Below are 23,801 nucleotides of genomic sequence, written 5' to 3' on the forward strand. Positions count from 1 at the left end.
TTTTGTAGTACCAACCCGCGGTTTTTCGCTGGTTGGTACTACGAAACCGGGGGTCACGGCTCCTGCGCGGGCGCGACCACGTTGAACGTGATCGGCGCGGACTCCTTCTCCCCGATTTTTCCGATGGCTTGGTAAGCCCCGACCGGGACTGGCACACGTGGCGTGTCACAGCCGGGGCTGCTCGTGGTGAACGACCAGGTGATGGTGTCGCGCACTTGCTGGGAGGGTTTGAGGCTCACGTTGTTCGGGGTCTGCAGCGGCGAGCAGTCGCGCGCCGACCACAATGTGCGCGTGCCGTCGAGGTTGCGGACGATCACATCCTGAGCGGATTTGCCGACGTCACGCGTGCACTCGGTCAGGCCGGCGTTGGTCGTGACGATGGTGAACACCGGCTGGTCGCCCTGGGAATAGGTGGGTTTGTCGGTGTAGAGCACCACGGAGATGTTCGCGTCCGGACACAATCCGGAGGCCGGCACCGGACCGGGGGTGGCCGACTCACCGCCGGGCGTGGGCACTGCCCCGGACGCCGAGGCGTCGTTCGGTGCCCCGGCGGCCGCGTTACCACCGGCGACACCACCGCCGGTTCCGCCTCCGGACACGCCGGCACTCTCCGACGGCTCCGACGATTCGGCCGAGTAAGCGATCGTCGACGACGGGGCCGACGACATCGCGGCCGCATTGCTGGGCTCGTCGCCGCCGCTGCTGGTGGCCCAGATGATCAAACCGATGATCAGACCGATCACGAGGACGGCGCCACCGAACGCGACGACGCGTCGTCGCCAGTAGATCTCGGGTGGTAGCGGGCCGCTCGGTTCGATCACGCCCCCACGCTAACGGGAGGCGAGAAACCACCGTCCGACCCGGCTCGGCGTGTCGCGCAAACCGGGCCTGACCGGCGGAAAGTCTAAAGTTGGGGTTCAGCCCCGCCCGGTGACCTCAGCCGTGCGCGACGTCGACCGTCTCGACTCCGTCGAGTTGACCGAGCACGCCGCGAACCTGCGCACGCCCCTCGCCGAGCTCGTAGGTCAACCCGATGATCGCCAGCCGACCGTCCTCGACACGATCGGCGATGATCCGGCTACGCTCCATCAGCTGCTGACCGGTCTCCAGCACGTGGCGTGCCTCGAATTCGTCGACACGGGTCAGTCCCTCGCTGCGGCCGGCCAGAATGCTGGGGCTCACCTTCTCCACGACGTCCCGGATGTAGCCGCCGGGGATCTCCAGGTTGTCCAACGCGTTCAGAGTTGCCTTCACCGCTCCGCAACTGTCATGCCCGAGCACCGCGATCAGCGGGACCTCGAGGACGGCGGCGGCGAACTCCAGCGAACCGATGACGGCCGAATCGAGAACCTGGCCCGCGGTACGGACCACGAACATGTCGCCGAGGCCCTGATCGAAGATGATCTCGGCAGACAACCGTGAATCCGAGCACCCGAAGAGGACGACGTGCGGGTGCTGCCCCGACGTGAGACGTTCGCGGTCCTCGATACCCTGTTTGGGATGTTGAGACTCCCCGGCGACGAACCGATCGTTCCCCTCTTGCAGGATCTTCCAGGCTTCGGTAGGCGTCAGTTGGCTCATGTCGAATAGTGTGCCACCGCCCGCGCTGCTGGGCTGGTTCGACCTCCACGAACGCGACCTGCCCTGGCGAGAGCCGGGACTATCGGGATGGCAGATCCTGATCAGCGAGATCATGCTGCAGCAGACCCCGGTCTCCCGGGTGATCGGACCGTGGCGGGAATGGGTGACGCGCTGGCCGGTGCCGTCGGCGATGGCCGCCGCCTCCCCGGGCGAGGTGCTGCGCGCCTGGGGCAAGCTCGGCTACCCTCGGCGGGCGCTGCGTCTGCACGAATGCGCCACGGTGCTGGCCCGCGATCACCACGACCGCGTGCCCGACGACGTGGCCGCGATGTTGCAGTTGCCGGGTATCGGCGACTACACGGCTCGAGCGATCGCCTGTTTCGCCTACGGGCAACCGGTTCCGGTGGTGGACACCAACGTCCGACGGGTCATCGCCCGCGCGGTGCACGGCCGCGAACACCCGGGCAACCCCGCCCGAGCCGATCTCGCCGACGCCGACGCTCTGCTGCCCCGCGCAGCAGACGGCTCCCCCGCCGACACCGCGCCCCGGTTCTCCGCGGCGCTGATGGAACTCGGTGCGCTGGTGTGCACGGCACGCACACCTCGCTGCGACGAGTGCCCGCTCACCGACTGCACCTGGGTCCGCCTCGGTCGCCCGGCTCACACCGGACCGAAACGCAAGGTGCAGAAGTTCGCCGGCACCGATCGCCAGGTGCGTGGACTGTTGCTCGACGTCTTGCGGGGCACCGCCCATCCGGTCGAACGCCCACGACTCGACCAGGTGTGGACGTCGGACACCGCGCAGCGCGACCGCGCGCTGGACTCACTGCTCGTCGACGGTCTGGTCGAGCTCACCGACGATGGCCGGTATTGCCTTGCGGGAGAAGCGGGCTGAAGGTGTGAATGGTCTCGATACGTCGCTCGCCTAGCAGCTTGCAACTACTCCCTGGATCGAGTAGCAGCGAACGGAGTGAGTCGCGTATCGAGATCGACCAGCGATTGGAGCCACCTCTCCGGTGGTCGATCTCGCTACTCGATCCAGGGAGTAGCCGACGACCCGCGCCCTCCGGTGGTCGAGTAGCCGACGAGCCGCTAGGCGAGTCAGCGTATCGAGACCACAGCACCCGCCGCCAGAACACTCACCTCGGCAACGCCGACAAGAACGCCTCGACCGCACCCTGGTAGACGTCCGGGGCGTCGTCGTGCACAAGATGTCCCGCACCCACCACGCACAGATGGTCGGCATACTGCTGCAGCGAACGCATGGTGCGCATCTGCCCGGGCGGGGTCACCGAATTGCCGGCTTCGATGAGCAGACTGGGTACGTCGACCGCCCGCCACTGCGACCAGAAGTCGCGCCGGCCCCACTCCTCGGCGAGCTCGGTCCAGATCTGCAGATCGCCGTGCAGCCGGCCGTCGTCGAAAGCCTCGAAAAAATAGCGCCCCGCTACCTCACCGAACATCTGCTGGGCCTGCTCGACAGAGCCAAATCGCTCCGGCCAGGAGTCGAACCACGGTGTCCAGTCCCGCGTCGTGTGGCCACGGAAATCCGGCGCCATATCTTCGATGACCAACGCCGACACCATCTCCGGATACGCCGCCGCCGTGCACCAGGCGTGCAGCCCGCCCATGGAATGGCCGACGAGCACCGCAGGTCCCTGATCGATCCACACGAGGATCTCGGCGAGGTCGGCCACAAAGCGTTCGGTACTCAGTTCGGCGACATCGTCGGGTGCGGCGACGTCGGCGCCGGTGTGGAAGGCCGCGTCGAAGGTGAAGACGCGGCCGTGGCGACGTAGCCACGGAATCTGTCGACGCCAGGTCCGTCCGCGCCCCATCAGTCCGTGCAGCAACACGATCGGACCGACTCCACGAACATCGTGTCCGTCGACGTCGACCGGCCCGCCATGATCACGCAACCCGGTCTCCCGGACTGCCGGCGCTGCATCGCCCGACCTGCTCACCGTTCCCGCCACGTACTCGGTCGTCACGAACTCCAGGGTATGGCAGCGACGAACTAGCCGACCCGCGCGACGCCGGTCTCGATCTGCACCCGATCCGGGTAGAACGCGACGTGACCGCCGATGGTGGCGACCGCGTCGTAGGGATCGCGGTACACCCAGAGCGCATCTGGCAACACACCGCCGTCGACGACGAGGTCGTAGTAGTTCGCCTCCCCCTTGAACGGGCAGTAGGTGGTGGTCGCACTCTCACGCAGCATCGATGAATCCACGTCGGACAAGGGGAGGTAGACCACCGGCGGGTAGTGCGCCTCCCGCAGGATCAGCGCGGTCACGCTGTCGGCGACCACCGCGTCACCCGCGCGCACCACGACCCGCCCATCCGCGCGCGCCACGGTGATGGGATGCTCCGGACCCGGCGTCAATCGCTCCCGCGCCATCACGAACCTCCGCCTCCGATACGAACTGCTGATGACGTCCTCCAGCATGCCAGTAGGGTGTGGCCATGTCTGTTGTGAAGATCAACGCGATCTCGGTCCCCGAAGGCGCCGGCCCCGAACTCGAGAAGCGATTCGCCAATCGGGCTCATTCGGTCGACGGATCGAAGGGCTTCCTGGGATTCCAGCTGCTGCGTCCGGTCAAGGGCGACGACCGCTACTTCGTGGTCACGCACTGGGAGACCGAGGAGGACTTTCAGGCGTGGGCGTCCGGTCCCGCCCGCGAGGCACACTCCGGCGAGCGCGCCAAGCCCGTCGCCAGCGGGGCCGACCTGCTCGAGTTCGAGGTCGTGCTCGACGCCAAACCGTCGACCTGACGGTGGCGTCGAACCTCGCACACCGATGACGGCCGCCCTGTGACGCCGGAGGGCCCGCCGGTGACACCGATGTTCCCGCTGGGCACCGCGCTGATCCCCGGTGAACCGTTGCCGCTGAGGATCTTCGAGCCACGGTACCGGCAGATGCTCTCGGACTGCCTGGGTCGCGCTGAGCGGTCCGACGGTGCCGGGTTCTTCGGTGTGGTGTTGATCGCGCGCGGCCATGAGGTGGGTGGCGGCGACGTGCGCCACGAGGTCGGCACGTATGCGCGCATCGACAATGTGCTGCGGCAGGCCGATGGCCAGGCATCGCTGACCTGCACCGGAGCCGGGCGGTTCCGGGTGACCGAATGGCTGCCCGACGACCCTTATCCACGAGCCGTCACCGAACCGCTGCCCGATGCCGCCATCACCGCCGACGATCATCCGCGCATCATCGACCTGCGCGACCGACTGACCGACTTCGTCACCGAGGTCGCGCAGACACGGCCGGAGGCGGCCGCGGCGGGGCTGCCGCACTTCGACGTCGACGACGTCGTCGAGCACGGGTTGTTCGCCTGGACACTGCGGTTGCCGATCGGCCCGGCGGACCGACAGCGATTGCTCGAATGCGACACCGTCACGGCGCAACTCGCGGTGCTCGACGACGTCGTCGAGGGGTTGACCGCGATGATCCGCTTCGGTCGGTGACCGATGCGCTTGGGACGCCCCTGGCCACAAAGTTAGAACGTGTTCTAGTATCAGGTGTGGAGTAGTTCACACCCGACTCAGGAGCACATCTATGACCGAGACCGTCGAGTCCCGTCCGGCATCCGCCCTTGTCGGCGCCGGCGACCAGCCGCAACTGTTCATCGGTGGCCAGTGGGTCGACCCGCATTCGACCGAGACGCTCGAGGTGTTCTCGCCCGCCACCGGCGAACGTGTCGGCTCGGTTCCGCTCGCCGACGAGACCGACGTCGACACCGCGGTCACCCGTGCGCGTGCCGCCTTCGACTCGGGTGTCTGGAGCGCCACTGCACCCGCCGAACGCGCGGCCGTGCTCAGTCGCGCCGCCGACCTGATCAACGAGCGGACCGGCGACATCACGAATCTGGTCTCGGCGGAAATGGGTGCCACTCCCACCGACGTCGCGACCCTGCAACAATTACCGGCGACCGGCGTGCTACAGGGTTACGCAGGCGCCGCAACCGATTTCCCGTGGGAGGAGACACGCACCGGCCTGTTCGGCGAGACCCTGGTGACGCGCGAGCCGGTCGGTGTCGTCGGCGCCATCATCGCGTGGAACGTGCCGCTGTTCCTGCTGTGCAACAAGTTCGGCCCGGCGCTGGCGGCGGGGTGCTCGATCGTGTTGAAACCGGCTCCGGAGACCCCGCTCAACGCGAACCTGCTGGCGCAGCTCTTCGTCGAAGCCGGTGTACCCGAAGGAGTGATATCGGTGGTGCCGGGCGGACCGGAGACCGGAAAGGCCCTCGTCGAGCATCCCGACGTCGACAAGATCACCTTCACCGGGTCGACGGCCGCCGGTCGCGCCATCGCCGCGCGCTGCGGCGAGAACCTCAAGCGTTGTTCGCTGGAACTCGGCGGTAAGTCGGCGGCCATCGTCCTCGACGATGTCGATCTCGCGGCCAACATTCACATGCTGGTGTTCTCCGCCGGCCTGATCAACGCCGGGCAGGCATGCGTCGCCCAGACCCGGGTGCTGGTGCCGCGGTCACGGCACGACGAGATCGTCGCCGCCATGGTGGACACCGCCAAGACGTTCACGCCGGGCCTTCCGACCGCCGAGGGCACGATGCTCGGCCCGATCATCACCGAAAAGCAACGCGACAAGGTGGAGGGCTACGTCGCCACCGGCAAAGCCGAAGGCGCGACCGCTGTTCTCGAGGGCACCCGCCCAGCGGGCCTGGAGAACGGCTTCTATGTGACTCCGACAATCTTCACCGGTGTCACCAACGACATGACGATCGCACGTGAGGAGATCTTCGGCCCGGTCATCAGTGTGATCGCCTACGACGACGTCGACGAGGCGATCGCCATCGCCAACGACTCCGACTACGGTCTGGCCGGTTCGATCTGGACAGCGGATGTGGAGCGTGGCGTGCAGGTGGCCAAGCAGATCCGCACCGGAACGCTTGGGATCAACTGGTATGCCATCGATCCCGCGTCACCGTTCGGCGGCTACAAGAACTCCGGGATCGGCCGGGAGAACGGCCGCGAAGGCCTCGAGTCCTACCTGGAACACAAGTCCATCCTCATGCCGATGGGTTACACCTCGCAAGCCTGATCTCTCACAGGGGATACCGGGGTCGGCGGCCACAAGGCCGTCGACCCCGGTTCTGTGTTGTGCTGCGGAACCCCGGTGGTCGAGTAGCGGCGAACGCACCCCTTATGGTCGAGTAGCAGCGAACGCAACAGCCGGTGGTCGAGTAGCGGCGAACGGAGTGAGTCGCGTATCGAGACCACGTCACGTGACCTCGATACGACCTCGGCTAGCGCGTCGGCCTACTCGACCACCAGAAAACCACGAACACACAACCCGATGGTCGAGTAGCGGCGAACGGAGTGAGTCGCGTATCGAGACCACGTCAGGTGACCTCGATACGACCTCGGCTAGCGCGTCGGCCTACTCGGCCACCGGTGGTCGCGAGAACCACGTCATACACGAAAGGTCAGCCCGCCGGCGTCGGCGATGCAGGCGCACTCGGGGCCGGCAACGGGACCGCACCCGGCGGTGGCGTGTCGGTCTGCTCGATCCGGCTGCGGAACGAATCGTCGGTGATCACGTCGATCCCGGTGATCATCCATCGGCCGTCCTGTTCGACCAAGTCGAAGGTCAGACGGCTGGGATCGACTCGCACGAGTTCTTTTCCGCCGCGCGTCACCGACTGGTTCATGAAGATCAGCACCTGCGACGTGTCGGCGGTGTTGGTCACCACCCCGGCGTCTTGGATCGTCACCTCGGACACGACCAACTGCTTCTGCACCTCCGACACCAGGTTGTTCTTGGTCACCAGGTCTTCGTACGTCGGTTTGGCTGCTCCGGTGAGCACCTGTTTCGACTGCGCGACATGCTCTTCGACGTTATCGGGGGTGTAGCCGAACATGGTCGTCGCATATCCCTTCGCGGCCGCCAAGGAGGAATCACGCGCCTGCTCGGAGAGCCGCAATTCGTTGTAGCGATAACCCAGAAAGCCTGCGACACAGACACATGCGACGGTGACCACGACGGCGGCCGCCACGAGCAATCTACGTGTGGTGAGCTGCATCAGGTCACCCACTCGAAATTCGTCATCTTCAGTTCATCGTTGATCCGCGTGATCTGCACGCGCCAGCGGAAGGTCTGCACGATGGTCTGCTCGTCGGGTTTCTCCGGCTTCATCTGCCAGCCGTACACCAGGATGACGGTGCCCTCGTCGGCGGTCGCCAGTGTCACGGCGTCGGAGATCACGGTGGACTTGGTGTCGAGATTCTGATCCCGCACCAGGCTCACCGCCTGCTTCATCGAGTCCTGCATCTGCTGATGCGCGCGGCCACTGGTCTTGTCCTCCAACGTCGCCATCGCGTCGTCGACGTTGTCGGCGTTGAGCGACGTCAGATTCACCACCATCTGTTGGGCGAACGTCGAGTACTCCTGGCGCAGTTCCTGTTCGTCGGTGATCCGGCCGATGCCGACGGCAAACACCACCGCTGCGACCACACTCGCCACGAGGACCACCACACCCACCGCGCCACCGACAATCCAGCCACGCGAACGCCGGGCACCGCGATAGCGCACGCTGTCGATCGTGCTCGGCGCTGCCGGGCGGGTGGCCGAGCGTCGCCGTTTGCGCCGTGCCCGATAGCCGAGACGCTGTTCGACCTCGGTCGGGTCGGCCTCGATGTCACCGGCGCCGCGGTCAGTGAATTCGTTGGCCGGCCCTTCGTGACGCTCGCCAGCTCGCTCCTCAGCCACCAAAGGGCCACTTTCGCGCTCCTCGCCAGCCGGCCCTTCGTGACGCTCGCCAGCTCGCTCCTCAGGCACCAGAGGGTCACTTTCGCGCTCATCGGGAGACGGGGGTGGGCTCTCGCCGCCGACGTCGGGTTTCGTCTCTCGGGCGCCCGGCCGCCGGGGCCGCCGCAGCGGTGCGCGACGCACCGGCCCGGTCTGCCCGGCCGGCGGGGTCAGCCCTCGACGGTCTTCGTTATCAGGCTCTGCCATGTGCTGTCTTGTCCTTGCGAATTCTGTCCGGTACCGGCGTTGTAGGTCTTTCCGTCCGGTCCGATGAAATCTCCTGTCTCGGGATCGTAACTGGTGGCGTAGACGGCCGGCCCGGGCTCGTGGTCGGCCGGTGTCCCCGGCGTGGTGTAACCGGCCGGTTCGTTGGGCAGCCGAACACCGGGCAATCCGTTCGGGAAGGCATCATTCGTGCCGGCTTCCGGCTTGTAGCCGGTCCGACACTCCTCCGGGGTCGGTGCCCGTCGCCCGGGGAACTCCACACACGGATAGTTGCGCGCGCCGCGCACCGCCACCTGCGCGTCCTGCGGCACCCGGCACAGCATGCCCGGCGGGAGCTCCCGCGCCGTCTGCGCGGACGGGAATCGCCAGTCCGAGCGCGGCAGGAAGCCGACCGTGCACGGCGGCGGATCCTGGAAGCCGAGTGAGAACATCACGCTCGGGCCGTATCGCGGATCACCGGCGTTGAGCGAGGTGAGCAGGGCGTCGATGAGCCGCGGATAGATGACGAGGATCTGCTGGAGGTTGGGCAGATACACCGCCAGGGTCTTCGACGCCACACCCAGATTCGAGATCAGCAGCGGGAGCGTCTGATCCATCGAGGCGAACAGCTGCTCGGTTTGCGACGCCGTCGTCGGCCCCTTCTCGAGCAGATCGGTGATCTCCGGGTTGTTGGCGCGCAGCTGATCGGTGACGGCGGTGACATGGGCGGTCCACGAGCGGATGTCGTCTGCGGTCGCCGACTGCGTCGCCAACAGTGGGCCCGCCTGCCGGACCAGGTCGATGGTCACATCGGAGTTCTTGTCCGCGTCGTCGACCAGCAGGATCATCGAGTCGAGCAGCCGTCGCAGATCCTCGGCCGTGCCGTTGAAGGCGGTGAACGCCTCGTCCATCAGTGCGCGCAGTTTGGTGTCCCCGACCTTGTCGAGCAGCGCATTGGCCTGATCGAGTACCGACGAGATCTCCACCGGCACATCGTCGCTGGTGAGAATAGACCCGTCGTGAAGGTTTCCACTCGGTCCGTCGTCACGCGGCGTGAACTCCACGTACTGCTCGCCGACGGCCGACACACTGCGCACCGATGCCTGCGACGACGCCGGGACCTTGGTGTCACTGTCGATCGACAGTGTCGCCTGCACGCCGTTCTCGGTGAGCCGCACCGACTCCACCTTGCCCACGTTGACGCCGCGGTAGCTGACATTCGCGTTCTGATAGAGGCCACCGGTGCTGGGCAGGTTGAGTTCCACCTGATAGCGCCCGATGCCGACCATCGACGGAATCCGTACGTAGTAGATCGCCATCGCGACCATCGCCACCACGGTGACGACCGCGAAGATGATCAGCTGGATGCGGACGAACCGCGTGATCTTCATCAGTTGCCACCTCCCGAACCACGCTGGGGTGTCGTTGCGCTGGGCGTGGCGGCCGGCGCGGGAACGGGCTCGTCAGAGTCCGGACGTCGCTCCCCGCCCGGGGTCAGCGGTGAGGTGAACGGGTCCAGCCCGCGCTTGGCGGCACCGGCGGGTGTGCCGGCGACGGCCTCGGGTCCGACGGCGCCGACCGACCGGAAGATCGTGTTGTTGAGCCTCTCGAAGGTCAGGTCCAGCACCAGATCCGAGTTCACGTAGTCGCCCTTGACGATCGTGGGGATGGCTTCCTCCAGGAACGGGAAGGTCAGCAGGATCTTCAACGACCCGGGCAGTGCCGGGCCTGCGGCGGCCGTCTGCTCGAGCACCCGGTCCAGATTCGCGACGATGGTCTCGATGTCGTCGGAGTTGGCGTCGAGCACGTCGTTGGTGGTCTTCGACAGCCGGCCCAGCGAATCGAGTGCGGTGACGAACTGCTGTCGCTGATCATTGAGCAGCGACAGGATCGCCGGGGCATCCGCAAGCGCCTTCTCCACCGTCGGGGTCTGTTCGTTGATCGCGGCGGTCATCCGGTCGAGGCCTTCCATCGCCCGGATGATGTTGCCTCGCTGCCGATTCAGGTCGGCGACGAGCACATTCAGCCGCGGCACGAGGGCGCGGATCTGCTCCTGCCGACCACCGAAGATGGCATCCATCTCGTGCACGACGTCGCCGAACTGCGAGAGCCCACCACCGTTGAGCACCACCGACAGCGAGCTCAGCACCTGCTCGGTGGTCGGATAGGAACACCCTGGCACCTGCTGTGCGGAGTTGATGTCGGGCTCCGGCGGGGCGGTCGTCGGCGCCGCGATGTTCGGTGACTCCGGGCAGGCCGGCAGCGGGATCTGGTCCCCCGGCGCCATGTACCCGTCATAAGAGTCGGGTTCGACGATCTGCAGGTGGGTCGAACCCAGGACGCTGGTCATCCCGACCATCACATGTGAACCCTGGGGTATCCGCACACCTTTGTCGAGACGGATGTCGAGCTCGGCATTCCAATCCCGCACCTCGATGTCACCGACAGAGCCGACGGTGACGTCGTCGATCATCACCGGCGCGTTGCTCACCAGCCCGGCGGCGTTGGGCAGCACCGCGCTGATCTGGTAGGCGCCGTTGCCCGTTCCCTGCGCGCCCGGTACCGGCAGGCTGTTGAGCCCGGAGAATCCGCACGCGGTGGCGGCCACGATCACCGTGGCGAACACCACCAGCAGGCGCACCTGCCGCATCATCGACCCGGTCATCCCTCGGCTCCCCACGGGACGAGGAGGTCACCGAGGGCACCGCCGCCGTTGTCTCGTCGCGTCTGGGCGTCCTGTGCCCGCACCCCGGCCTGGGCGCGTGCTTTCACACTCTCGTTCTGGTAGGTGATCTGATCGGGCGTGGCGTTGATGCCGGTGACCGGGTTGGTCATGAACGGTGGGTAGGCCACGGCGATGGTCGACAGCATCGGCGCGAGCACATCCACGCAATGTTCGACGTCGGCCTGACTCTGGCCCGGCCGGTTGTTGGCGTCCATGGTGCCGCACAGCAGCGTGATGAGGTTGTGGCCCATGCCGAGGCCGAACACACCCGAGAGCGCCCCGGTCAGCGGGTTGTAGATGTTGTAGAAGTTGGCGAGCTGGTTGGGTGCTGAATGCAGCAGGCCGCGCAGCTGCTCGTCCTTGTCGGCCAGGATCGAGGTCGTCTGGGCGAGATCGGACACCGACGTCGTCAACGCATCCTTGTTCTGCGCGATGAAGCCCTGGATGTCGGTCATCGCCGAGTCGAGGTTGTGCAGCGCACCGTCGAGCGCATCGGTGTTGTCGGCCAACACATCACTGACCGAGGCGATGCGCCCGTTGAACTGCACGAGCTGTTCGTGGCTGTCCGACAGCGCATCGGTGAGTTTCTGCAGACTGCGGATGGTCGCGAACAGGTCTCCGCGTCCGGCGGCGAGAGTGTCCATCACGTCCGACAATTCGGTGATCGACTGGTTGATCGCGGCGCCGTTGCCGTTGAGATTCTGTTCGAACACGTCGATGGCGGTGGCGGCGGTGCCCGGTTCGGCTCCCTGCGGACCGACCGCCTCGGTCAGCTCACCGAGTTGCTTTTTCACGTCGTCCCACTCCATCGGGACGGCGGTGCGTTTCATCGGGATGGCGTCGCCGTCGTTGAGCTGGGGGCCCTCGGAGTACACCGGGGTCAGCTGGATGAAACGTCCGGAGACCAGGCTCTGAGCCACCACGACCGCCTTGGCGTCCGCCGGGATCGGGGTGTCATGGTCAATCGACATCTGCACCCGCACATCGCCTTCGCGGGGTGTGATGGAGGTGACGCTGCCGACGTCGACGCCGAGCACCCGCACCGGATCTCCGTTGTAGAGGCCGGTGGCCGATGGGAAGTAGGCGGTCACCGACTTCGTCGTCGCCTTGGTGAAGCCGAGGTAGGCGGCGACCGCGACGAGCGCGATGAGCACGACGCCGGCGACAACCTGGAGGACACGTTTGGTCATCGCGCTAGCCTCCTGATCTCGAACTCGTCGGCGGTGGTGTCGGATAGGTCGCGGGCGGGGGCTTGGGCGATTCTGGCCGACTGCCGGCCGGTGGCGCTTCGCTCCAGGCGTTCGGCAGCAGCGGGAATCCGCTGTAGCTGAACGCCTTCGCCGCCTCCGGGTACTTCTGTTGCAGCACCTTGAGGAAGGTTGCGGTGTAGTCGCCGAAGGTTGACACACCTACCAGAGAGTCGAAGTTCGGGCCGTTGGCGACGGCTTCACCCAGCGCGTTCGCGTACGGTCCGATCCGGTCGATGGTCTCGCGCAGGCTCTGCTCGTTGTCGTTCAGGATGTCGAGCACACCGTCGAGTTTCTCCAGCGTGGGCGTCAGCTGTTCGTTGTTGTCGGCGATGAATCCGCTGATCTGCGCGGACACGTCGCGGGCGCCGGTGATCAGTTCGGCGATCGCCGCACGACGCATCTGTAGCTCGCCGAGCAATGAATTCGTATCCACCAGAAGCGAGTTGATCTGTTGGTTGCGGTCGCCGAGGATCTTGGTCACGCCATTGGCCTTGGCGAGCAGTTCGCGCAGGGTGTTATCGCGGTCGGCGATCGCCTTCGACAACCGCCCCACTCCGTCGACCGCGTCCTGCACCTGGTCGGGGGTCTCGGCGAACGCCGCCGACACTGTGGTCAGCGCCTCGTTGAGTTGGTCGGTGTCGGTCTCCGACAGCGTGGTGGTGGCGTCGTCGAGGGCATCGGTGAGCGAATAGGGTGCGACGGTGTTGCCGTTCGGGATTTCTCCACCGGGTTCGATCCGGCCGGTACCGTGCGGCAGGATGGTCAGATTCCGCCGACCGAGCACCGTCTCGGTCTTGATGGCCGCCTGCGTCTCGGTGCCCAGGACCACGGTGTCGTTCAGCCGGAACGTCACCGCCGCCTTGGTGCCGTCGTCGGTCGGAGCGAGTTCGATGTTCTGCACGGTGCCCACGTTGACGCCCGCGACCGTCACGATGTCACCGGTGACCAGGCCGCCGGCGTCGTCGAAATAGGCGGTGTAGGAACTGATCGGGCGGAGATAGGGCAGGTTGTCCATCTGCATCGCGACCACCACGACGAGAGTGGTCACCACCACGCCGATGACGCCGATACCGGCGCGGCTGCGTCCGCCACGTTTGGCCTCGCGGGAGACCTCGGCCTCCGTCGACTCGCTGCGCTGGCTGCTGAAGAGCCTGCCGAACGGTCCGGTCATTGCGCCGCGCACCTCCCGCCTGCCTTGGTCGTGTCCCCCATCACGTCGTTGGACGTGAAGAAGTACTGTTTGCCGCCGGGACCGGTGAGCAGCAACCGGATTCGGCAGAAGTAGATTTGCAACCAGGCGCCGTAGGAGCCCAGGTTGGACAGCATCTTGTAGTCGTTGGGCAACCGTGGGATCAGCGACCGCAGATACGGTTCGGCGTTGAGCAGTTCCTGCGATGTGCTGCCGGTGTTGGCGACCATCTGCTGGAGGTCGGGCCGGGTGGTCTGCAGCAGGTCGGCCAGACCGTTGGTCACCTTCGACGTCTGGGTCAGCGAGTTCCCGATGACCCCGCGCTGTTCGGCGAGCCCCGAGGCCAACTGCTGCAGTTGATCGATACTGCTGTCGAGGCCGGTCCGGTCACCGTCGAGGGTGCTCAGGGTGGTGTTGAGGTTGTCGATGACCTGATCGATCAATTGGTCGCGGTCGGCGAGCGCGCCGGTGAACGACGCGGTGTCGGCCAGCAACTTGTTCAACGCCGGGCCTTGCCCCTGGAACACCGCCACGATCGAGGCCGACAACTCGTTGACCTCATCGGGATCGAGGGTGCGGAACAACGGTTTGAAACCGCCGAGGAGTTTGTCGAGATCCAACGCCGGCTCGGTCTGATCGACCGGGATCTGTTCACCGGGCGACAGGTACTCACCGGCGGCCCCACTGCCCTGTTCGAGCTCCAGATACCGGTCGCCGGTGAGGTTCTCGTAGCGGATCAGCGCGCGCACCGACGACGGGAGTCGGTACTCGCGGTCCACCGAGAACTCCACCTCGGCATCGTTGTCGCGGGTCAGTGACACCCCCGACACCTGGCCGACCTCCACCCCGGCGATCTTGACCTTGCTGCCGGATTTCATCGCCGAGGCACTGGTGAACACTGCCCGGTAGTCGTCGGACTTGCCGGACCGATAGTTGCTGAAGACCACCACGAGCCCGACAAACACCAGGACCATGACGATGGCGAACGCACCAAGCTTGATGACGGTCGCGCGAAACGCGCGCGCACGATTATCCACGCCCTGGCTCCCCGAACAGCAGTTGGAACAATTTCTCGCGGTTGGCTTTCGGTTTGGTCCGGGGCTGATACGGCACCGGCGCGTTGTCGGTCACATAGAAGTCGGAGTGCACCTTGGTGGTCGGGTCGCTCAAGCCGCCCGCACACGTCGGCGGACCCGCCGCATCGACGCGGGGCAGACTCTCCGGGTAGGTGTAGGGCTCCTTGCCGGGCAACAGACCGGCGTACAGCAACAGGTTGCCGTTCTTGCCGCCGAAGTAGGGCTTGGCCAGGTCCGCCGACACCGCCGACGTGGTCAGAAAACACTCGACACCCGGTGACTGATAGCCCAACAGTTGCGACACCGGGTCCAGGTTGGTGAGTGCGGAGATCAGCGTCTGCTTCGACGGCGCGAGTTCGCCGTTGATGGTGTCGGCCATCCCGGTCGCGTTGATGAGCAGTGCATCGAGATTGGCGGAGTTGGCGACCAGGGTGTTGCCCAGGTAGGTCACGTTGTCGACGGTGCGCATCAGGTCGGGCATCGCGTCGGCGTACACATTGGTGGTGGCCGCGGTCTGCCGGATCAGCTCGTTGAGTTCGGGTAGCTCTTTGTTGGTCTTGGCCAGCAGGTTCGACAGCTGCTCGAGCGCCGCCCCCACCTCGTCGCCGTGCCCGGCCAATGCGGTGTTGACCGCACCGACAACGGAGTTGAGCTTCTCCGGCTGCAGCTCGGCGAGCACGTTCACCAGCTGTTGGTACACGGTGTTGAGTTCCACCACGACGTGGTCGGCGGTGATGGTCTGATCGGGTTGGAGCCGACCACTCGGCCCCGACTCCGGCACCACCAGATTGACCGCCTTGGCACCGAACACCGTGTTGGACTTGATGTCGGCACCAACATTGCCGGGGATCTGCGCCATCTGGTCGGAGTCGATGCTCAACGTCAGGACTGCCTCGTCCCCGCCGGTGTCGATCGAGTCCACGCGGCCGACCGGCACCCCACGCAGCCGCACCTTGGCGTCGGGGCTCATCACCAGTCCGGCCCGCGGCGCCTGCACCGTCACCGTCTGCGTGGAACCGAACCAGCCGAGGAACTGTCCCGACGCGGCCGCGATGATCGCGACGAGTCCGCCGACCATGATGACCGCGGCGGTACGCCGAACACCTCTGCTGCGTTCTTGTCGTCGTGCCATGTCTGTTCGGCCCTATCCCGCCAGGTTGAACTTGCCGTCGACGCCGTAGATGGCGAGCGAGGTGAGCAGGGTGATCACCACGACCACGACCAGCGAGGCGCGCACGGCGTTGCCGACCGCCACACCCACACCCACCGGGCCGCCCGACGCGTTGTAGCCGTAATAGGTGTGGATGAGCATCACCGCGACCGCCATGCAGATGGCCTGCACGAACGACCACAGGATGTCCGACGGGATCAGAAAGGTGTTGAAGTAGTGGTCGTAGACGCCGGGCGACTGACCGTAGAGGAACACCGTCGCGAACCGGCTGGCCAGAAACGACGCCAGCGAGGCCAATGAGTACAACGGGATGATCGCGATCAGCCCCGCCACGATCCGGGTGCTGACCAGGTATGGGATGGACGAGATCGCCATCGTCTCGAGCGCGTCGATCTCTTCACTGACCCGCATCGCGCCGAGCTGCGCGGTCGCGCCGGCGCCGATGGTGGCGGCCAGGGCGATACCAGCGATCACCGGCACCGCGATGCGGACGTTGATGAACGCGGAGAAGAAGCCGGTGAGCGCCTCGACGCCGATGTTGGCCAGCGAACTGTAGCCCTGCACGGCGATGGTGCCGCCGGTGAACAGCGTCAAGAAGCCGACCACCACCACGGTGCCGCCGATCATCGCCAGCGCGCCGGTGCCCATGGAGATCTCGGCAATCAGCCGCAATGTCTCCTTCTTGTACTGCTTGAGCGCGCGCGGGATCGCGATGATGCTGTCCCAGTAGAACAGTGCCTGATCGCCGATCTGGTCCCAGTCCTCGCCGGCGCGTTTGACCGCAACGCGGGCACTGCGCAGGCGGGTGGTGAACGGAAGAACCATCGCTCAGCCCGCCGTCGCCTTGAGACCGACCGCGGTGACCACCACGTTCACCACGAACAGCGCCATGAACGAATAAACGACGGTCTCGTTGACCGCGTCGCCCACCCCCTTGGCGCCGCCTTTGACGTTGAGGCCCTGATAGCAGCCGACCATCCCGGCGAACAGACCGAACAGCGCGGCCTTCACCATCGAGATCATCAGTTCACCGAAGCCCGTGAGCAACGTCAGGTTCGCGATGAACGCACCCGGGTTCACATCCTGCAGGAACACCGAGAACATGAACCCGCCGCCGATGCCGATGGTGCAGACCAGACTGTTGAGCAGGATCGCGACGCCGGTCGAGGCGATGATGCGCGGGACGACGAGTCGGTGGATCGGGTTGATGCCGAGCACCTTCATCGCGTCGATCTCTTCACGGATCGTGCGCGCGCCGAGGTCGGCGCAGATCGCGGTGGCACCGGCACCGGCGACGATGAGCACGGTGACGATCGGTCCGATCTGGGTGATGGTGCCCAAGGCGGCACCTGCCCCCGACAAGTCCTGGGCGCCGATCTCGCGCAGGAGAATGTTCAGGGTGAAGCTGACGAGCACCGTGAACGGGATGGCGACCAGCAGCGTCGGCACCATCGAGACCCGCGCGATGGCCCAGGACTGCTCGACCGTCTCACGCCACTGGAACGGACGCCGTAGCAGCTCCCGAGACGATTCCACCCCCAGCGCGACGAAGTCTCCAACGCCTGCCATGGGCGTCGCGAGCTTCTCGAACACCAACACTCCTATCCCCCCGGGTTGCTACCCGCCGAAAGTGCCCGCCCCGTCGAACACCGCGAACCTATCACGCACTGCGCGAGATAATTGGTCAGTCGACCAGTTCACTCGCCGAGAACGACCGTGCCGCGTCTCGACCGGAAAAGTAGCTGGTCAGAGTCTTGGTCAGGTCGGCGTCATCCCACGCATCACCGACCGCGCTGAAGGTCTCCTCGACCGTCGGGGCGGCCATCAACATCACCTTGCCGCCATAGACGACGAAGACCTGCCCGCTGATGTTGGCGGCGTCGGGCCCGGCCAGATATTTCACCAAGGTGACGACGTGCTCGGGTCCGAGTGGGTCGACCCCGTCGGCCGGGGCGTCGCCGAACACATCCGACGTCATCGACGTCCGGGCGCGCGGGCAGATGGCGTTGGCCGTGACCCCGTAGCGGGCCAATGCCCGCGAGGCGGAGACGGTCAGCGCGATGATGCCGGACTTGGCGGCGGCGTAGTTCGCCTGCCCGCCCGGGCCGAGCAGACCGGCCTCGGATGCGGTGTTGATCAGCCGACCGTAGACCGGCGCACCGGACGCCTTGGAGGCGCTGCGCCAGTGGCTTGCGGCGTTGCGGTTGAGCAGGAAATGCCCCCGCAGGTGCACCCGGATCACCAGGTCCCACTCGTCGTCGGTCATGTTGAAGAGCATCTTGTCGCGAGTGATGCCCGCGTTGCTCATGACGATGTCGAGACCGCCGAGGTCACCGGTGGCGGTGCGCATGATCTCGGTGGCGGTCGCCGAGTCGGCGATGTCACCGGTCACCGGAACCGCGCGTCCACCGGCAGAGCCGATCACGTCGATCACGTCGCTGGCGTCCAGCGACGCGGCGAGATCGTTGACGATCACCGTCGCCCCCTCGGCGGCGAGGCCGATGGCCTCCGCGCGCCCGAGTCCGCCACCGGCACCCGTCACCACCGCCACACGTCCGTCCAACGACCGGCTCACGCCTCACCCTTTCCCCAAAGGTTTCTTAAACTAGAACCTGTTCTAGCACGAACGCGTGGCAACCGGAACCGGTTGGTCAGAATTGCCCAGCCGAACTCATTCGAGCGACAGTGCGGACTTGGGGCAGCTGGCCACCACCTGGCGCATCTCCTCCTCACGCTCGGGCGTGACTTCTTCCTTGAGAATCACCAGGTAGTCGTTGTCATCGAGATCGAAGACGTCCGGCGCCATACCCACACACACGGCGTTGGACTCACACAGGTCGAAATCTGCCTTGATTCGCATACTGAACTCCTTCTCCCGACTCTTCGTCTGGTTGACGGGTTGTGATCTACAGGTTAGAACGTGTTTCAGAAGTTGGCGAGCATGTGCCCGCCGCCACACGGCTGTCCACTATGACACGGAGACCCCGATGCGTATCGCCTACACCGATCAACAGGCCGACCTCCGCCGGGAGCTCCGGTCATATTTTGCCGGATTGATGACCGACGAACGCCGCGCCGCGCTCAGCGGGGGCGACGGCGGTGAACTCGGTGAGGGCGACGCCTATCGCGACGTGGTCGCCCAGATGGGCGCCGACGGCTGGCTCGCGCTGGGATGGCCCACCGAGTACGGCGGGCAGAACCGCTCGATGATGGATCAACTGATCTTCACCGACGAGGCCGCGATCGCTGGTGCGCCGGTGCCCTTCCTGACCATCAACTCGGTGGCGCCGACCATCATGCACTACGGCACCGAGGAGCAGAAGGCATTCTTCCTGCCGAAGATCGCCGCAGGTCAGCTGCACTTCTCCATCGGCTATTCGGAGCCAGGCGCGGGCACTGACCTCGCCGCGCTGCGTACGACGGCGATCCGTGATGGTGATGACTACGTCATCAACGGACAGAAGATGTGGACGAGTCTGGTCCCCTACGCCGACTACATCTGGCTGGCCTGCCGCACCGATCCCGCCACCCTGGAGCCCGGCGGAAAGAAACACAAGGGGATCTCGATGATCATCGTCCCCACCACCGCCGAGGGGTTCAGCTACACGCCGGTGCACACGATGTCGGGCGTGGACACCAGCGCCACGTACTACCAGGACGTGCGGGTGCCCACGAGCGCCCGCGTCGGCGACGAGGGCGGCGGCTGGCCGCTCGTGACCAACCAGCTCAACCACGAACGTGTCGCGTTGTGTAGCGCCGCACCGATCCAGACCGCGCTACGCGAGACCATCGAGTGGGCTCAGCACACCAAGACCGGCGACGGTCAGCGCGTGATCGACTCGCCGTGGGTGCAGACCAACCTCGCGCGGGTGCACGCCAAGGTGGAGTTCCTCAAGCTCATCAACTGGAAGATCGCCTCCATCGCCGCCTCCGGCGGGTCGCCGAGTCCCGCCGACGCGTCGGCGACCAAGGTGTTCGGCACCGAGTTCGCCACCGAGGCCTATCGACTGCTGATGGAGGTGGTCGGGCCCGCGGCCACCCTGCGTCAGGGGTCCGCGGGCGCTCACCTCAACGGCCGCCTCGAACGCTTCCAGCGCACCTCGCTCATCCTCACCTTCGGCGGCGGCACCAACGAGATCCAGCGCGACATCATCGGGATGCTCGCCCTGGGCCTCCCCGCCGCTCGGCGCTGAACTCACCCTCCCGAAAGAAGGCCCCCACCATGGACTTCACCTACCCCGAGACCGCCGACGACGTCCGCGGACTCACTCGCGACATCGTCACCACGATCAGCACCCCCGAACGGGTCGCCACGCTGGAGGAATCCGGCGCCCCGGTCGACGCCGAGCTCTGGCGCGAGCTCGGCGCGGCCGGGTTGCTCGGCCTCGAGGTCGCATCCTCGCTGGCGGGCGAACGCGGCGGCGACCTGAGCGCCATCGAGAACACCGTCGTCGCCGAGGAACTCGGCCGCGCGATCGCGCAGGTGCCTTTTGCCGCGCACGCCTGCGCCGCCCTACCGGTGGCTGCCAACCGCGGCTCTCGGGCGCTGCGTGATTCGGTGATCGGCCCGGCAGCCGGTGGCGAACAGATCCTCACGGTTGCCTTCGAGGAGGATCTCGGCGTCGACGTGGCCGCACCCACGGCCACCGCGGTGGTCGACGACGCACGCATCACGATCACCGGCACCAAGATCAACGTGCCCTACGCCGAGGCCGCGCACGTCTTCGTGGTCAACGCGGCCGGGCCCGACGGACCGCTGGCGGTGCTTGTGCCCCGCGAGACAGCCGGTGTCACCGTCCGCGCCGAGTCGTCCACCGGCAAGATCCCCACCGGTCAGGTCGACTTCACCGAAGCAGTCGTCGACACCGCATGGGTACTCGAGGGTGGGGTGGCCGCCGTACGTGATGTCGCCGAACGCCTGACCTTGGCCGTCTGCGCCGAACAGTCCGGCATCATCTCCCGCGCCCTGGAACTCACCGCCGAATACGCCCGGGAACGCGAACAATTCGGTCGCGCGATCGGCTCGTTCCAGGCAGTCGCCCAGCGGCTCGCCGACGGCTACATCGATGCCCAAGGGTTGTCGCTGACCACCATCCAGGCGGCGTGGATGCTCGCCAACTTCCATTCCGACGCCCCCACCGGCAGCGAGACCGATCTGCGCACCGCCATCTCGACCGCCAAGTTCTGGGCCGCCGAAGCCGGACATCGGATCGCGCACACCACCGTGCACGTGCATGGCGGCGTCGGCCTGGATACCAGCCATCCGGTACATCGGTACTTCCTACGCGCCAAGCAGAACGAGTTCACCCTCGGTTCGGCACCGGTGGTGCTTGCCGCGATCGGCGCCGACCTGGCCGCCACCCCGGCGTGACCCTCGCCGACCTGCTCCACGCGGTCGACGACGTCGACGACCGCGGCCTGCACCACGACGACGGGTTCATGTCCTGGCGAGACCATGTCGCCGCATCACGGTCGTGGGGAACTGCGGTGCGCGAGTTGTTGCCGCACGACGCACCCCCGCACGTCGGGGTATTGATGGAGAACACCCCCGAGTTCAGTGTTCTCCTCGGCGCCGCCGCGCTGGGTTCCTTCGTACTGGTAGGTCTCAACACGACTCGCCGCGGCGAGTCCCTGGCCGCCGACATCGCTCGTGCCGACTGCCAGATCGTGGTGACCGACAGCGCAAGCCGCCACCTCCTCGACGGCGTCGACGTGGGGATCCCGGTCATCGACGACCCGCACCGCCGGTTCGGCGGAGAGGCCAACCGCCGGGTTGACCCAGGCGACGTCGAGACCCCCGCACCCGACGACATGATGATGCTCATCTTCACATCCGGGACAACCGGCGATCCAAAGGCCGTTCGGTGCACCCAGCGGAAGTTCGCCGAGAGTGGCCGAATGCTCGCCGACCGTTTCGACATCGGCCGAGACGATGTCATCTATCTGTCGATGCCGATGTTCCATTCGAACGCGGTCATCGCCGGCTGGTCGGTGGCCCTCGCCGGTGGCGCGTCGATCGCGCTGCGCAATCGCTTCTCCGCCAGTGGTTTCCTGCGCGATGTCCGACGATATGGCGTCACCTTCGCGAACTATGTCGGCAAGCCGCTCAATTACATTCTCGCCACCGACGAACGATCCGACGACGCCGACAACACGCTTCGCATCATGTACGGCAACGAGGCATCAGCAGCCGACCGCGCCTGCTTCGCCGACCGATTCGGATGTCGGGTCGTCGACGGATTCGGCTCCACCGAGGGTGGAGTCGCCATCACCCGCACGCCCGACACTCCCCCGGACGCGTTGGGTCCGCTGCGGGCGCCGACTGCCGTCGTCGACCCAGAATCCGGCGATCCGGTACCCGTCGGCGAGGTCGGTGAGATCGTGAATTCCTCGGGCCCAGGCCTGTTCAGCGGCTATTACAACGATCCGGACGCATCCGCCGACCGGATGCGCGGCGGCGTCTATCACACCGGAGACCTCGCCTGGGTCGATGAAGCCGGCTACCTACACTTCGCCGGGCGGCTCGGCGACTGGCTGCGCGTCGACGGCGAGAACCTGGGCACCGGACCGATCGAACGAATCCTACTGAGGCATCCGATGGTTCGTCAGGTAGCGGTATACGGCGTGGCGGTGGAGATCGGCGACGAGATCGAGGCGGTGCTGGTGGTCGACCGGAGCCTCGACGCCGACGAATTCACCGACTTCCTGAGCCGCCAGAGCGATCTCGGACCCAAACAGTGGCCGCACCGCGTGCGCCTGACCCGCGAACTACCGGACACGGCCACCTTCAAGACGGTCAAACGTCAACTCCGGGAATCAGCCGGCCCGCCCACCTGGGTTCGACATGGCGGGAGGTACGCGGTCACCGCTGACGCCTCGCCGTAGGACGACGAAATCTCTGCGGCGCCACAGTGTCGGCACCGCAATGATTGCCGCCGCTGCTCGCTGAACCTGCAGCCGGATACAGCGTGACCATCACATCCGGGCCCAACGCGACATGACGAAGCAATACACCCCGTACGCGGCCAGGCCAACGGCGGCGAGGATCAACAGGATCTGGCCCGCGGGCAGGCCCGCCAGGGTCTTGATCGCCGCATCGATGCCGGCAGCCTTCGACGGATCGGCCCGGAGTGCTGCGACGATCACCAGTATTCCCGCGCCGGCGATCACCGCCCCCTTGGCCGTGTACCCGATGACCCCCGTCGTCGTCACCGCGGTTCCACCACCACGACGGAGATCGTCGAGGAAGTTCTTGGTGACTCCCTTGTAGATGAAGTATGCGCCCACGCCGATGACAATCAGGCCGACGATCACCAGGACCACCTTGCCGCCGGTGTGCTGCATCAGTCGCGCGCTCATGCCCGCATTTTGCTGCCCACTGGACTGCCCGCCGCCCGTCGCGAAGTTGATCGCCGACCATGCCAGGCCCAGGTACAGGACGAACAGCGCCAGCGCCTTTCCGCGGTCGAACCACTCGCTCAGACCGCCGTCCGACGAATCCGGGTCGTTGGCCTTGCCACCGAGGATCGCCTCGGCCAGTCGCCACAATGCCAGCGCGGCAAAGGCCACCGCAGCCACCCAGAGCACCACCTGCCCGCCGGGCTCACCTGCGAAGACCGCCAACGCCCCAGATTGGTCGGCGCTGCCGCCTCCACCGAAGGCGATGCGCATCACGATGTAGGCGATGAGCAGGTGAAGCAGACCGGTCACGAGGTAACCGGCGCGCGCTGCCCGCTCGAACCACGGGCTGTCGGTGACGCGGTCGACGGTCTGCTTGGCCTGATGGTGGGTCATCGGTGTCCGTTTCGCTCGGGGTGAGGCTTATCGGCCTTCGGTTGC

General features: G+C 66.2%; 24 protein-coding genes. 7 read left to right on the top strand and 17 right to left on the bottom strand.

What is annotated here, in order from left to right:
- Nucleotides 1-53: 53 nt before the first annotated feature.
- Both ACIGKQ_RS22045 and ACIGKQ_RS22050 read right to left on the bottom strand, forming a co-directional pair.
- Nucleotides 54-821: a hypothetical protein gene (locus tag ACIGKQ_RS22045; RefSeq protein ID WP_266060026.1), complete on the bottom strand. Its 768-nt coding sequence runs from the start codon at nt 819-821 to the stop codon at nt 54-56.
- A gap of 115 nt (nt 822-936) precedes the next feature.
- Complete coding sequence (locus ACIGKQ_RS22050) at nt 937-1,581, bottom strand: carbonic anhydrase (protein WP_235724156.1); 645 nt, start codon at nt 1,579-1,581, stop codon at nt 937-939.
- On the opposite strand from ACIGKQ_RS22050, the gene ACIGKQ_RS22055 reads away from it, so the two are divergent.
- Nucleotides 1,580-2,476, top strand: a complete 897-nt coding sequence (locus ACIGKQ_RS22055; RefSeq protein WP_235724157.1) for an A/G-specific adenine glycosylase — start codon at nt 1,580-1,582, stop codon at nt 2,474-2,476. The genes ACIGKQ_RS22050 and ACIGKQ_RS22055 overlap by 2 nt on opposite strands.
- Before the next feature lie 244 nt (nt 2,477-2,720).
- On the opposite strand, the gene ACIGKQ_RS22060 is transcribed toward ACIGKQ_RS22055, so the two are convergent.
- Nucleotides 2,721-3,557, bottom strand: a complete 837-nt coding sequence (locus ACIGKQ_RS22060) for an alpha/beta fold hydrolase (RefSeq protein ID WP_396574957.1) — start codon at nt 3,555-3,557, stop codon at nt 2,721-2,723.
- 41 nt (nt 3,558-3,598) lie between these two features.
- The gene (locus ACIGKQ_RS22065; protein ID WP_328714634.1) at nt 3,599-4,030 is read right to left on the bottom strand and encodes a DUF427 domain-containing protein; all 432 of its coding nucleotides are present in this window, start codon (nt 4,028-4,030) and stop codon (nt 3,599-3,601) included.
- A gap of 17 nt (nt 4,031-4,047) precedes the next feature.
- Between ACIGKQ_RS22065 and ACIGKQ_RS22070 the strand changes: the two genes are divergently transcribed.
- From ACIGKQ_RS22070 to ACIGKQ_RS22080, 3 genes are all read left to right on the top strand, one after another.
- Nucleotides 4,048-4,356, top strand: a complete 309-nt coding sequence (locus ACIGKQ_RS22070) for an antibiotic biosynthesis monooxygenase (protein WP_235726087.1) — start codon at nt 4,048-4,050, stop codon at nt 4,354-4,356.
- 69 nt (nt 4,357-4,425) lie between these two features.
- Nucleotides 4,426-5,046, top strand: coding sequence for an LON peptidase substrate-binding domain-containing protein (locus ACIGKQ_RS22075; protein WP_287016915.1), 621 nt, complete (start codon nt 4,426-4,428; stop codon nt 5,044-5,046).
- Between the two features lie 91 nt (nt 5,047-5,137).
- Complete coding sequence (locus tag ACIGKQ_RS22080) at nt 5,138-6,640, top strand: aldehyde dehydrogenase (protein WP_287016889.1); 1,503 nt, start codon at nt 5,138-5,140, stop codon at nt 6,638-6,640.
- A 385-nt stretch (nt 6,641-7,025) separates the two neighbouring features.
- On the opposite strand, the gene ACIGKQ_RS22085 is transcribed toward ACIGKQ_RS22080, so the two are convergent.
- The 12 genes from ACIGKQ_RS22085 to ACIGKQ_RS22140 all read right to left on the bottom strand — a co-directional run bounded on the left by ACIGKQ_RS22085 (nt 7,026) and on the right by ACIGKQ_RS22140 (nt 18,822).
- Nucleotides 7,026-7,622 (bottom strand): hypothetical protein, encoded by a 597-nt coding sequence (locus ACIGKQ_RS22085; RefSeq protein ID WP_287016890.1) that lies wholly within the window; start codon nt 7,620-7,622, stop codon nt 7,026-7,028.
- On the bottom strand, nt 7,622-8,308 hold the full coding sequence (locus ACIGKQ_RS22090; protein WP_287016891.1) for a hypothetical protein: 687 nt from the start codon (nt 8,306-8,308) through the stop codon (nt 7,622-7,624). Before ACIGKQ_RS22090 ends, ACIGKQ_RS22085 begins: the two co-directional genes overlap by 1 nt.
- Nucleotides 8,309-8,517: 209 nt before the next feature.
- On the bottom strand, nt 8,518-9,942 hold the full coding sequence (locus ACIGKQ_RS22095) for an MCE family protein (RefSeq protein WP_396574947.1): 1,425 nt from the start codon (nt 9,940-9,942) through the stop codon (nt 8,518-8,520).
- Nucleotides 9,942-11,216 carry an MlaD family protein gene (locus ACIGKQ_RS22100; RefSeq protein WP_396574948.1) on the bottom strand — a complete coding sequence of 425 codons (1,275 nt, stop codon included), beginning with the start codon at nt 11,214-11,216 and terminating at the stop codon, nt 9,942-9,944. The genes ACIGKQ_RS22095 and ACIGKQ_RS22100 overlap by 1 nt, the downstream gene beginning before the upstream one ends.
- The gene (locus ACIGKQ_RS22105) at nt 11,213-12,466 is read right to left on the bottom strand and encodes an MCE family protein (RefSeq protein WP_396574949.1); all 1,254 of its coding nucleotides are present in this window, start codon (nt 12,464-12,466) and stop codon (nt 11,213-11,215) included. The genes ACIGKQ_RS22100 and ACIGKQ_RS22105 overlap by 4 nt, the downstream gene beginning before the upstream one ends.
- 4 nt (nt 12,467-12,470) lie before the next feature.
- Nucleotides 12,471-13,697 carry an MCE family protein gene (locus tag ACIGKQ_RS22110; protein ID WP_266060008.1) on the bottom strand — a complete coding sequence of 409 codons (1,227 nt, stop codon included), beginning with the start codon at nt 13,695-13,697 and terminating at the stop codon, nt 12,471-12,473.
- Entirely contained in the window at nt 13,694-14,752 is a 1,059-nt protein-coding gene (locus tag ACIGKQ_RS22115; protein ID WP_266060007.1) for an MCE family protein, read from the bottom strand. Before ACIGKQ_RS22115 ends, ACIGKQ_RS22110 begins: the two co-directional genes overlap by 4 nt.
- Complete coding sequence (locus tag ACIGKQ_RS22120; protein WP_266060006.1) at nt 14,745-15,923, bottom strand: MCE family protein; 1,179 nt, start codon at nt 15,921-15,923, stop codon at nt 14,745-14,747. Before ACIGKQ_RS22120 ends, ACIGKQ_RS22115 begins: the two co-directional genes overlap by 8 nt.
- 12 nt (nt 15,924-15,935) lie before the next feature.
- A complete protein-coding gene (locus ACIGKQ_RS22125; protein WP_266060005.1) occupies nt 15,936-16,787 on the bottom strand; it encodes an ABC transporter permease in 852 nt (283 codons plus the stop codon).
- A 3-nt stretch (nt 16,788-16,790) separates the two neighbouring features.
- Complete coding sequence (locus tag ACIGKQ_RS22130) at nt 16,791-17,531, bottom strand: ABC transporter permease (RefSeq protein WP_268900602.1); 741 nt, start codon at nt 17,529-17,531, stop codon at nt 16,791-16,793.
- A gap of 115 nt (nt 17,532-17,646) precedes the next feature.
- Nucleotides 17,647-18,537, bottom strand: coding sequence for a 3-oxoacyl-ACP reductase (locus ACIGKQ_RS22135; RefSeq protein ID WP_266060004.1), 891 nt, complete (start codon nt 18,535-18,537; stop codon nt 17,647-17,649).
- Nucleotides 18,538-18,633: 96 nt separating this feature from the next.
- Nucleotides 18,634-18,822 (bottom strand): ferredoxin, encoded by a 189-nt coding sequence (locus ACIGKQ_RS22140; RefSeq protein ID WP_266060003.1) that lies wholly within the window; start codon nt 18,820-18,822, stop codon nt 18,634-18,636.
- Nucleotides 18,823-18,949: 127 nt separating this feature from the next.
- On the opposite strand from ACIGKQ_RS22140, the gene ACIGKQ_RS22145 reads away from it, so the two are divergent.
- From ACIGKQ_RS22145 to ACIGKQ_RS22155, 3 genes are read left to right on the top strand one after another with little or no spacing between them, the layout of a single operon-like run.
- On the top strand, nt 18,950-20,155 hold the full coding sequence (locus ACIGKQ_RS22145) for an acyl-CoA dehydrogenase family protein (protein WP_266060001.1): 1,206 nt from the start codon (nt 18,950-18,952) through the stop codon (nt 20,153-20,155).
- Nucleotides 20,156-20,184: 29 nt separating this feature from the next.
- Nucleotides 20,185-21,333 carry an acyl-CoA dehydrogenase family protein gene (locus tag ACIGKQ_RS22150; protein ID WP_235726072.1) on the top strand — a complete coding sequence of 383 codons (1,149 nt, stop codon included), beginning with the start codon at nt 20,185-20,187 and terminating at the stop codon, nt 21,331-21,333.
- Nucleotides 21,330-22,847, top strand: coding sequence for a long-chain-fatty-acid--CoA ligase (locus tag ACIGKQ_RS22155; protein ID WP_266059999.1), 1,518 nt, complete (start codon nt 21,330-21,332; stop codon nt 22,845-22,847). The genes ACIGKQ_RS22150 and ACIGKQ_RS22155 overlap by 4 nt, the downstream gene beginning before the upstream one ends.
- Before the next feature lie 90 nt (nt 22,848-22,937).
- On the opposite strand, the gene ACIGKQ_RS22160 is transcribed toward ACIGKQ_RS22155, so the two are convergent.
- Complete coding sequence (locus ACIGKQ_RS22160) at nt 22,938-23,756, bottom strand: DUF1206 domain-containing protein (RefSeq protein WP_235726070.1); 819 nt, start codon at nt 23,754-23,756, stop codon at nt 22,938-22,940.
- Nucleotides 23,757-23,801 lie beyond the last annotated feature (45 nt).

This window comes from Gordonia sp. NPDC062954 (genome assembly GCF_044543825.1).
GTDB lineage: Bacteria > Actinomycetota > Actinomycetes > Mycobacteriales > Mycobacteriaceae > Gordonia > Gordonia tangerina.